The organism is Sphingomonas bacterium, assembly GCF_903644135.1.
In the GTDB taxonomy this organism is placed as follows: domain Bacteria; phylum Pseudomonadota; class Alphaproteobacteria; order Sphingomonadales; family Sphingomonadaceae; genus Sphingomonas.
The window spans coordinates 1-10,198 of the sequence record NZ_CAHJXA010000069.1; the positions used below are offsets into that span (position 1 = coordinate 1).

General features: G+C 65.2%; 9 protein-coding genes. 2 read left to right on the forward strand and 7 right to left on the reverse strand.

Annotated elements, in window-relative coordinates; all coding sequences use genetic code 11:
• Nucleotides 1–390 precede the first annotated feature (390 nt).
• The 7 genes from HUU96_RS05595 to HUU96_RS05625 all read right to left on the reverse strand — a co-directional run bounded on the left by HUU96_RS05595 (nt 391) and on the right by HUU96_RS05625 (nt 7,975).
• Nucleotides 391–933, reverse strand: coding sequence for a DUF1003 domain-containing protein (locus HUU96_RS05595; protein WP_254605026.1), 543 nt, complete (start codon nt 931–933; stop codon nt 391–393).
• Between the two features lie 148 nt (nt 934–1,081).
• Nucleotides 1,082–1,426, reverse strand: a complete 345-nt coding sequence (locus HUU96_RS05600; protein ID WP_254605028.1) for a response regulator — start codon at nt 1,424–1,426, stop codon at nt 1,082–1,084.
• Between the two features lie 449 nt (nt 1,427–1,875).
• The gene (locus HUU96_RS05605; RefSeq protein WP_174291864.1) at nt 1,876–3,126 is read right to left on the reverse strand and encodes a ferritin-like domain-containing protein; all 1,251 of its coding nucleotides are present in this window, start codon (nt 3,124–3,126) and stop codon (nt 1,876–1,878) included.
• Nucleotides 3,127–3,130: 4 nt separating this feature from the next.
• Nucleotides 3,131–3,796: an HAD family hydrolase gene (locus HUU96_RS05610; protein WP_174291865.1), complete on the reverse strand. Its 666-nt coding sequence runs from the start codon at nt 3,794–3,796 to the stop codon at nt 3,131–3,133.
• A gap of 108 nt (nt 3,797–3,904) precedes the next feature.
• Nucleotides 3,905–5,023, reverse strand: a complete 1,119-nt coding sequence (locus HUU96_RS05615) for a carboxylate-amine ligase (protein WP_174291866.1) — start codon at nt 5,021–5,023, stop codon at nt 3,905–3,907.
• Between the two features lie 44 nt (nt 5,024–5,067).
• Complete coding sequence (locus HUU96_RS05620) at nt 5,068–7,236, reverse strand: catalase (protein ID WP_174291870.1); 2,169 nt, start codon at nt 7,234–7,236, stop codon at nt 5,068–5,070.
• 481 nt (nt 7,237–7,717) lie between these two features.
• Nucleotides 7,718–7,975 (reverse strand): DUF1905 domain-containing protein, encoded by a 258-nt coding sequence (locus HUU96_RS05625; protein WP_254605032.1) that lies wholly within the window; start codon nt 7,973–7,975, stop codon nt 7,718–7,720.
• Nucleotides 7,976–8,287: 312 nt separating this feature from the next.
• Between HUU96_RS05625 and HUU96_RS05630 the strand changes: the two genes are divergently transcribed.
• Nucleotides 8,288–9,463 (forward strand): zinc-dependent alcohol dehydrogenase, encoded by a 1,176-nt coding sequence (locus tag HUU96_RS05630; RefSeq protein ID WP_174291867.1) that lies wholly within the window; start codon nt 8,288–8,290, stop codon nt 9,461–9,463.
• A 271-nt stretch (nt 9,464–9,734) separates the two neighbouring features.
• On the forward strand, nt 9,735–10,198 hold a 464-nt coding region (locus HUU96_RS05635), incomplete at its 3' end, for an MBL fold metallo-hydrolase (RefSeq protein ID WP_174291868.1).

Consider the following 10,198-nt stretch of genomic DNA (forward strand, 5'->3'; position numbering starts at 1 on the left):
GATCATCACCCCGAGCAGCGCCTTCAGCGCTACCGGCCATTGCTCCGGCGGCCCGAGCGGCGTGGCCCGCCAGTCGTAATCGCGAATGCGCCTTCCGAGCTCGCTACCGCCGTTGAGAAAGCTCAGCATTCACGACCTTACATGACCGGACCGTTTGCGGCTCCTAGCAGACGCGAACAACGTTTTCAGCCCCGCATGAGCCGTTGATCAATCGGCTGCTCCGTCGATTGCCGAACCGCCCGTACGTGACGTGCCAGGCTGCGCTGCAGAACGAAGCGGCTGTTCACCGACCATCGGCGCTTCTCCAGCGGCCCATGTAGCTGGTACCTCGCCGGTTGTCGGGGACATGCTGACCGACGCGCGCTGATCGTCGGCGCAGAGCGCGTCCTCTTACTCGTGCGCATCCGCGTCGAGTTGGTCTAGCACAGCTTCGGGCGAGACGTCCTGCTTGATCTCCTCGAGCTCGTCTCGTCCGACCACCTCCACCCCCATCTTCTGCGCCATGGCGTCGACGAGGGCCACCAGTCTGGTGAGTTCGTGTTCGGCAAGCAGATTGATTTGCAGATCCAGATCCGACTGTCTGGCGGCAGCGCTCATCATCCTGTTCTGACTGATAAGCACGAAGGTGGAGAGGAAGATCGCTTCGACGCTGGCCTCCATCGCCAAGATCACGAAGCTCGGATCGAACGGTTTGACGGTCGGAATCCAGCCGAGGTTGGCAATGATCCAAACGCCGTAGGCGACCGCATGCAGGCCGACGAATGTCATGCTTCCGGCGAACGACGTGATCCTATCGGAGAGCCGCTGGGACGGGCTGGCGTGCTTCTCTTCGTCCGCTCGCCGCTCCCGCATGCGCCGCAGGTTGCGTTCGAGAACCGAGCCCATGCCCGGGGGTCTGGGCGCAGGGTGGGTAAGCGTGCGATCGTCGGTCACAGATCCTCCTCAGAACCGTAAGGGGCTGGATTGGCATCTAGGCATCAGGTGTAGATGCTAAACGTTTCGCCAGCGGCCGACATTTTCAACAACGCCTTGAGCGCGCACATAGCCGCAGCATGGAGCGCTCGCCCATCCGCCCTGCAGATTAGCCGACCGGTGCCAGCCGCCTGAAGGCTTCAACAAGGACCTCCGCTTGGATGGGCTTGGTCAGCACGATGCCTGGCGGCGCGCAGGGTATGCAATCTTCCGGCGTGCCAGTGATGAAGATCACCGGGATCGGCCCTAGCTTCGCCTGGATAGCTGCCACTGCACGCGGGCCGGTGCCGGTCTTGAGGTTCACGTCGGACAGGATGATTTCCGGCGCGTGGTTGGCCGCGGCTTCGATCGCGCCATACTGGCAATCGGCCGTGTCCACCGATGTCGCACCCGCATCGCGCGCCAACTGCTCAATGTACTCGGCGATCAGCCACTCGTCCTCGATGATAAGCACGTGACACACTGGAATTTTCCGATCTACCTCTCAGTACCCAACGCTGGTGAAGCAGATCGGGCCCCCAGCGTGTCCATCAAAGCGGCGTCGACACCGGCGGCGCGGGGAACGGGCATGACGGTATACCAATCAGTCAATCGGGCTTCGCTGCCGAACACTGCCGACAACAGCGCCCGCGAGCACATCCTTCCCGGCATGCCGTTGCCTACTTTACGCGTGGGCGGGTTGACGTAACCCACGCCGCAGCACTCGGCGCCTGCCGCCGACATCACAGCTGCACGCGCACGGAGCCGGGATCGCCGAGGACGTGGGCGGGACACGGCATCAAGAAGGCGGTGTAACGGACCTGACGAGGCTATTCCCATCTCGCGTCGTTGGGTTCGACGCGACCTCCCAAGCCAATTCAGCGCCGTAGATTTCTGCGAACGCGTGCATGACGGCGCGCGACATCATCTCAGCTTGGCGAGATGTTCGGCTGCCTGCGCTAACGCTTGTCGCGCGCGCTCGGATAGATCGCTTCGGGTTCCAGCCAGCGCCGCGACGCGCTCCTGCAATACACGCCGCTCGACCTGACGCGGCAACGGCTCCACCCCCCGGAGCATTGTGAAGGTCATGCCGGCATTGACGCCCTCCGCTTCGTTGGTAGCCGGCAACCGGGCAAGCGCGGTCGATGTCTCCCCGAGCACATGCATAAGCTCGATCGCTGCCGACATCAGCGCGGCCTGCGATCCCTCGGCGGCATCGTCGCTACGGCCGAAGCACTGAATGAGGCAGCGCAGCAGCAGGCCGTATGTCGCACAGGCGAAGTCGAGCAACGTTGCGGCTTCCGGATGATCGACGAAGACCTTGCCCTCGGGCTCCGGCGGCTGCCGGAGCACCGGGCTATCGGCGACCGGCCAGGCTGGTGCGAAGTCGGGTTCGTCGCGGCCAGCCGCTTCAAGCTCGCGCTGGATCGTCAGGAAACTCCGGTAATGAGAAACCGCGCGATCGACAGACGATCCCTCGCCCTGCTCGACGACGATGTCGATTGCCTTCTGAGCGGAAGCCAAATCGGTGATCGGCTCGACGCCCTCAAGGTCGATGACGGGACGGCCGACCTGGCCTGCGGCATCGCCGACGAACAGGCCGCTGCTGCCCAGCTCCCGCTCCAGCGTGATCAGGTTGGTGCGGATCGCCTCGTAGAGGTGACCGATCGTCGCGTAGTCCTGCGCGCTCGGCATCAGCCCAAGGTGGGCCTGCTCGCGCTGATAATCGTCCTGTTCGAAGGCGTCGCTGTCGTCGCCACGGACATCCTGCGGCCGCTCCAGGAAGATGAAGTGCTTGAGCGTCTCCGCGTTGAAGCCGGTCAACCTGACCGCCACGCCGGACGGAAAATAGCCAGGCGCGACGGGGAAGTTCGGGCGTCCGAAGTGCGGCCGTCCGCCGACCGCGATGGTCAGGTTGGCGACGATGACGAGGTGGCCCATTTCCTCGACCGCCACGTCCATGATCGTCTTGCGCCAACGCTGCAGCAGCTCCCCTTGCGCCGAGGAGACTCCCGGCTCGCCGGCACGTTTGAGGCTGAACGCCGCATAGAGATAGCTGCACATCAGCGTGTGCTCGATCTCGGCTGCTTCAGCCAGAAGATGTAGTAGCTGCTCGCGCGAGCCGATGACGACCTCCTGGCCGGCGACTTCCTCGACGAACGCTTCGACCGGCATCCGTTCAGCGCCCGAGCGACGAGTTAGCGTAGCCGGCAAGGAGGGCCGCTGCGTCGTCGTAGATCTCGATCGCTCCGGCGTTCCAAAGCGTGTCATCTGAAAATCCGCCGGAACGCAGGGCGACTGCGGCGATGCCACATTTGTTCGCAGCTTGCATATCGTAAGGCGTATCGCCGACCACGATCACCTCGTCGGCACCGATCCCGGACAGCTTGTCCAGTGCGGTCGCAAATATGTCGGGCGCAGGTTTGGTCTTTTTGACATCGTCGCCGCTCGTGCTGGCCGCCACCAGCTCGCGCGCCTCAAGCAGATCGAGATAATGATCGATCTCGGCCGCCGATGCCGACGAGGCCAGTACGACCTGCTGGCCGCGGCCATGCACATGGGAGAGCAGGTCGTGGGCACGCGCGAACGGCTTCGCCTCGTCGAGGAACTTTGCCTTGAACACCGTGCCATGCGCATCGCCGAGTTTCTCCTGCGCCGTTTCATCCAGGTCGGGCAGGAGCGTGGGGACCAGCATGTCGGTCCCTTTACCGATCTGATCGTGGATTATCTGCCGATCGAACTTCTCGCCGATGCCGGCGAACGCCTCCTCCCACGCCAGCACGTGCATGTCGTTGCTGTCGATCAGCGTGCCGTCGATGTCGAAGAGGATGGCCTTGATCTGCATGAACTTGATCCTAGTAAGATAGGAAGGGCTTAGTCGTTCGAGGCCGGAAAGGGCTGCCGCGAAGTCTCAGCGACCCTGTTTAACTGGGCCGCAACGTGCCGCCGACGTTCATGTCTGCGCTGCCGTGGCTTCCGCCATCCAGTCGATGACGGCGGCGAGCGCCTCGCCGACGCTTGCGCCGTTCGCTCGTGCGCCGGCGAAGACGGCGAGCTGACGGTCTGCGCTCGTGCCGCCAGTGACGATCTCCCGCGTTCTTGCCACCTCAGCCGCGCAGCCCAAGGCGTCGGCATCCTCCGCAATCTCGCCAAGGAGAACCTCTAGGTGATCGGCATACGGGCTGGCGTTGCCGGCTTCGTCGATGAAGCTGGCATGGACACCCCGGCGCTGTGCGCGCCACATGTTCTCGGACGTGATTGCCCGCGACGCGCTGGTCAGGTCGCGGTTGAGCTTCGGGTTACGATCGATCCGGCGGATCAGGCAGCGATAGAGCGCCGCGATCGCGAGCGTGTCCACCAGTCGCGTGCAGCTGTCGGCAACGCGCAGCTCGAGCGTCGGAAAGCGGACCGACGGCCGCAGCGTCCACCACAGGAAGCTTGCATCGGCGATCGCTCCAGACTGGACCATCGCCGCGACGAATCTGTCATAGTCGTCCGTGTCGGCGAACAGCTCCGGCAGGCCGGTGCGCGGCATCTCACCCCACACGGACAGCCGGTACGCACTTAACCCCGTTTCTCGTCCCTGCCAGAAAGGAGACGACGCCGATAGCGCGAGCAAGGTGGGCGTGTACGGCAGCAGCCGGTTCATGAGGTCGACGCGGGCGTCCGGCTTCGGCACCTCGACATGGACGTGCATGCCGCAGACGACGTCGCGTCGCGCGAGCATCTGCATATCCTCGGCGATCTTGTCGTAGCGCTCCTTGTCGGTCTGGCTTTGCTTGCGCCACCGGGCGGTGGGATGCGTGCCCCCGGCCAACACCAGGATACCATGCTCGCGCCCGATCTCCGCCAGCCCCGCGCGCTGCCTCGAGAGCGAGGCACGCGCCGCCGCGAAGGCGGTGCAAGGCGGCGTCATGATCTCGACCTGCGAGTCGAGAAGCTCGCGCTCGACCTCGGGCATTCTCTCGTGGACGGCCTTGTGGAACGGCTTCACCCGGCGCGGAGTGCCCCGCGTGCGGGCGTCCGCCAGGAACAGCTCCTCCTCGATGCCAAATTGGTATGTCGCGGCCATGACCTATCCGCCGTTCGCGTGCCGCTCCACCGCGGCTGATCGGATCAGTAGGGCTTGCGTACCGTCGGTTCGCGCGCCCACACCCGGCCTCGGCTGGCCAGATCGAGGAAGCCTGAAGCGGAGCCGCCGTCGGCGAGCGCTATGACGCCGCCATCCGCCGGCCGGCCAGCCATCACCGCTCCCGCCTTCTCCATGAGCGGCACCGCTCCCGCGCTAAACCCGATCACCTTCACATGGGCGAACGCGTCGTGCACCCACGCTACCGCTGCCGCCTCGCGGGCGAGATCGGTGCCGCCCTCGGGCGCCAGCATCACGACCACGGCATCGAACAGCACGGACGGTCCACCGGCGAGCTGCATGTCGGCTCGGATGACGGCGCCACCGGCTCCCGTGACACCCTCAACCTTGGGCGCGACAACCTTGAAGTCCGCGCCTGCCGACTTCACCGCGGCACCGAGTGCGCTCACCAGAGCGGGGTCGGTGCCGTCGGCGATCAGGCAGCCGATCATCCGGCCCTTAAGCGTCGGCTGGGCCTTGGCGAGGATGCTGAGCGGCGGCGACGGACGCAGGTTGGTGCGCGTCGGCGCAGCGGGCGCGATGCGCGCGATCGCCTCGCGGTGTCCGAGGCCGTTGGCCACTCGCCGGGCGAGCGTGGGATCGATGTTGACCAGCTGGCCGAGCATGCGGTCGCGCACTGGCTTGGCCTCGACCTTGCTCAGCTCAAAGGTGAGTGCCGCGACGATGTGGTTCTGCTCGGGCGGCGTCTGGCTCATGTAGAACTGCCGCGCCTGGCTGAAATGGTCGGCGAAGCTCTCCGAACGGACCCGTAGCGTGTCGCCCTTCTCGCGCGCCGCGAAGCTGCGGAAACCGCGAGCCGGGTCCTCGCGCGGCGCGGTGGCGCTCAGCGACTGCGGCTCGTAGGCGACACGCCCCTTGGGCACCTGCATCTGCATGTGGCCGTCGCGCTGAAAGTTCGCCATCGGGCAGCGCGGCTGGTTAACTGGGATCTGTGCGAAATTGGGTCCGCCGAGCCGAGTAATCTGGGTGTCGAGATAGGAGAAGTTGCGGCCCTGAAGCAGCGGATCGTTGGTGAAGTCGATGCCGGGAACGATGTTGCCGGTGCAGAAAGCGACCTGCTCGACCTCGGCGAAATGGTTGTCGGGATTGCGGTCGAGTACCATGCGGCCGACCGGACGCAGGGGGATGAGTTCTTCCGGGATGAGCTTGGTGGCATCGAGCACGTCGAACTCGAAGCGCTTAGCGAACGCCTCGTCGAACGTCTGCACCGACAGCTCCCATTCCGGGAAGTCGCCCTTCTCGATCGCGTTCCACAAGTCGCGGCGATGATAGTCGGGATCGGCGCCGTTGATCTTGACCGCTTCGTCCCAGATCACCGATTGCGTGCCGAGTTTCGGTCGCCAGTGGAACTTGACGTAGGTCGACTTGCCGCCGCCATCGATCAGCCGGAAGCTGTGGACGCCGAAGCCCTCCATCATCCGGTAGGAGCGCGGGATCGCGCGATCGGACATGATCCACATGATCATGTGCATTGATTCCGGCGTCAGCGAGATGAAGTCCCAGAACGTGTCGTGGGCCGATGCCGCCTGCGGGAAGCCGCGATCGGGCTCCTCCTTGACCGCGTGGATGATGTCCGGAAACTTGATCGCGTCCTGGATGAAGAACACCGGGATGTTGTTCCCGACCAGATCCCAATTGCCTTCCTTGGTGTAGAACTTGACCGCGAAGCCGCGCACGTCACGCGCAAGGTCGGCCGAGCCCTTGTTGCCGGCCACCGTCGAGAAGCGGGTGAAGAGCGGCACACGCTCGCCGACGCGCTGGAAGATGTCAGCCTTGGAGATGCCGGCAAGCGAGTGGGTCAACTCGAAATAGCCGTGCGCCGCGGTTCCACGCGCGTGGACGACACGCTCGGGAATGCGCTCGTGATCGAAGCGGTTGATCTTCTCGCGGAGGATGAAATCCTCAAGCAGAACGGGGCCGCGCGCGCCCGCCTTCAACGAGTTCTGGTCGTCGGCGATCGGCACACCCTGCTGGGTGGTCAGCGCAGGCGTGCTGCCGGTGCGGACCTGATGGACCTCGCCGGCGGCGCTCACCTGCACGCCGCCATCGGCATCGACGATGCGGTGCGCGGGCGCGATCGGGACGCTCGGACTGTCGGCCGATGGTGGCGCAGCCGAGGCCTGTCCCGCCACCATCGCCCCCGCAGCGACCGTGCCCAGCGCGATCGTCTCGCGGCGGCTGAGGCCACCACTTGAACCGAGGCGACCATCGATGCTGGCCGTCTGGTGGTGCAACTCGCCGCCGCTCCCGTCGATCGTCTTGCCGATGTCAGAGCTGAACTTGTTCATGGAGCAATCCGCCTTCTAAGGCAGGCGGACAGCCTTTCTCACCTCCACCTTGCGGTGGGCGCGTCCGGAGGCCCGGGGCTGCTGGTGAAACATAAGCTACGCGGAAGCGCAGCCATTAAGGCAGCATTAACATGGGTTCTGGCTCGTTACAACAGTCTGCGGTCGACGAAGCCGTCGCCGCCGGTCCCGTCCCCAGCCAGATTATGCCCGCCTCTGGACACGCTTTCCAATCTGGCATGATCTGTTCTCCCTTCTGACGCTGGCGCCGCTGGTCGTACTCGGCGCGGCGCTGCCTAGGCCCGGTCGGCCGCTTCTGCCGGCCTGACTGTCAGGCGACAGCGCCTACGACGAGCATGCGAACGCGAATGCCGTCAGTGGGCGCGATACCTGCCTGCGCCCGCACCGCCGCCTTCAGCGGCAGGAAATAGCCGCCGTTCTTCGGAAACAGCGACGTGGCGAACGATGCGCCGGCGATGCGGGCCGCGACCGGTACGCAGCCCCAGCCGTAGCTCGCCTGGCGTGCGACGTAGCTGACTCGCCGAGATGCTCGGGGGTATGGCGACCAAGTAGAAGGGGGCTGGCCCACGCCACTCGAACCGCCGCCTCGAAGATGATATCTAGGAGAGGGTCGGCCGCGGCATGCATGCGGCGATGATTTTCTCGGCCGCGCCACGAAGCAAGCATCGCAGGCGGTCCTGCGCCGGGCGTTGGCTACTGGTCGGAAGCTGGCGGCTGCGACACAGTTGCGGACGCTCCGACATCGTGGGTCGCTGCTCGACACCGGAAGTTCGTTGACATAGCCAAGTTGGGGACGAGCCCAATCCGCGCTCAGGGACGTTGAACTGGTTCAGTCGCTTTTCCGATCCCGGCGGAGCTCCTGCTCAGACGGAGAAGAGATATGCGCGCACTATGCTGGCACGGGAAGGGCGACGTCCGCGTCGACACCGTCGCGGACCCCGAGATCAAGCATCCGCGCGATGCCATCATCAAAGTGACCGCCTGCGCGATCTGCGGGTCAGACCTCCACCTGCTCGACGGTTACCAGCCCACCATGGAGGCTGGCGACATCCTTGGCCACGAGAACATGGGCGAGGTCGTGGCGCTCGGGTCCGAGGTGACCAACCTCAAGATCGGCGACCGCGTCGTGGTGCCGTTCACGATCAGTTGCGGCGACTGCTGGTTCTGCAAGAAGGGCCTGTTCGCGGCCTGCGACCGGACGAACCCCAATGCCGAGATGGCCGCCAAGGCGATGGGCCACTCGCCCGCCGGGCTGTTCGGCTTCAGCCACATGCTGGGCGGTTATTGCGGCGGACAAGCCGAGTATCTCCGCGTGCCGATGGCCGACATCGGCCCGATCAAGATTCCCGACAGCGTCACCGACGATCAGGCGTTGTTCCTGTCCGATATCTTCCCGACCGGCTACATGGCCGCCGAGAATGCGCAGATTGAGCACGGCGACATCGTCGCGATCTGGGGCTGCGGCCCGGTCGGCCAGTTTGCCATTCGCTCCGCGCTGATGATGGGCGCGGCCCGGGTGATCGCGATCGACGAGGTGCCAGAGCGCCTCGCCATGGCCGAGGCCGGCGGCGCCGAGACCATCGACTTCAGCAAGGCCGACGTCTTCGACGAATTGCAGGGGCGGACCAAGGGCCGTGGCCCCGACAGCTGCATCGATGCCGTCGGCTGCGAGGCCGCCGCTCACGGTGCAGCGGACGCCGTCATGGACAAGGTCAAGGCAAGCATGATGCTCGCCACCGATCGCGTCCACGTGCTCCGGCAGGCGATCATGAGCTGCCGCAAGGGTGGCACCGTCTCCGTGCCCGGCGTCTACGTCGGCATGGGCGACAAGCTGCCGATCGGTGCGGCGATGAACAAGGGCCTGACCATCAAGCTCGGCCAGACGCACGTGCAGCGCTATACCAAGCCGCTGCTGGAGAAGATCGTGGCCGGTGCGATCGACCCGAGCTTCGTGATCACCCATCCGGCCAGCCTCGAGGATGCGCCCGAGATGTACGCGAAGTTCCGCAACAAGGAGGACGGCGTGATCAAAGTGGTGATGCGCCCGCACGGCTGAGCCGCGCATCCCGGACAGGAGAACTTCGTGTCGGACCAGTCAAAGAAGCGTCGGCAGCACGACGCTGCTCCTCCATCGGCTAAGGTAGGAGGGCGGGTCTTGCCGGCCGCAGGCATGGCGATATTGATCGCAGGCTCGTTGGCTGCCTGGCTGAGCTCGCGCCGAACCCAGCCTAATATCGACGCTCAAACGGCGCGGCGCCTCTCCCGGCGGAGCAGACCAGCGGACCCCGAAGCTTCCGCTTCAGACATCGTCGTTGGGGAGCCGGCCGATGCGCGTACATCATCTTAACTGCGGAACCTGCTGCCCGGCGGGCGGCAGGCTGTTCGACGGCACCAGTGACGGTCCGCTGGGGCACCTCGTCTGCCATTGCCTGCTGATCGAAAGCGATACCGGGCTGATCCTGATCGACACCGGCTTCGGCACCCGCGACATCGATCATCCGCATCGCCGGTTGTCGGAGTTCTTCCTCAAGCTCAACAATATCCAGCTGCGCCCCGAGGAGACCGCGATCGCGCAGTTGCGCGCGTTCGGCTTTTCGCCCTCGGACGTGCGCCATATCGTGGTGACCCACCTCGACTTCGACCATGCCGGCGGGATCGAGGACTTCCCAAATGCGACCGTCCATCTCACCGCGCGCGAGAAGGAAGTCGCCGATGGTCGACGCGGCGGCGCGTTCGTCGGCACGCGGCGCTATCGCCCCGCCCAATGGAACGACGTGTCGGACTGGCGCCT

Bases quoted from the DNA above. Each gene is read 5' to 3' on its own strand.
- HUU96_RS05605 (WP_174291864.1), bottom strand. From the start codon at position 3,126: ATGCCGGTCGAAGCGTTCGTCGAGGAAGTCGCCGGCCAGGAGGTCGTC.
- HUU96_RS05610 (WP_174291865.1), bottom strand. From the start codon at position 3,796: ATGCAGATCAAGGCCATCCTCTTCGACATCGACGGCACGCTGATCGAC.
- HUU96_RS05615 (WP_174291866.1), bottom strand. From the start codon at position 5,023: ATGGCCGCGACATACCAATTTGGCATCGAGGAGGAGCTGTTCCTGGCG.
- HUU96_RS05620 (WP_174291870.1), bottom strand. From the start codon at position 7,236: ATGGTGGCGGGACAGGCCTCGGCTGCGCCACCATCGGCCGACAGTCCG.
- HUU96_RS05630 (WP_174291867.1), top strand. From the start codon at position 8,288: ATGCGCGCACTATGCTGGCACGGGAAGGGCGACGTCCGCGTCGACACC.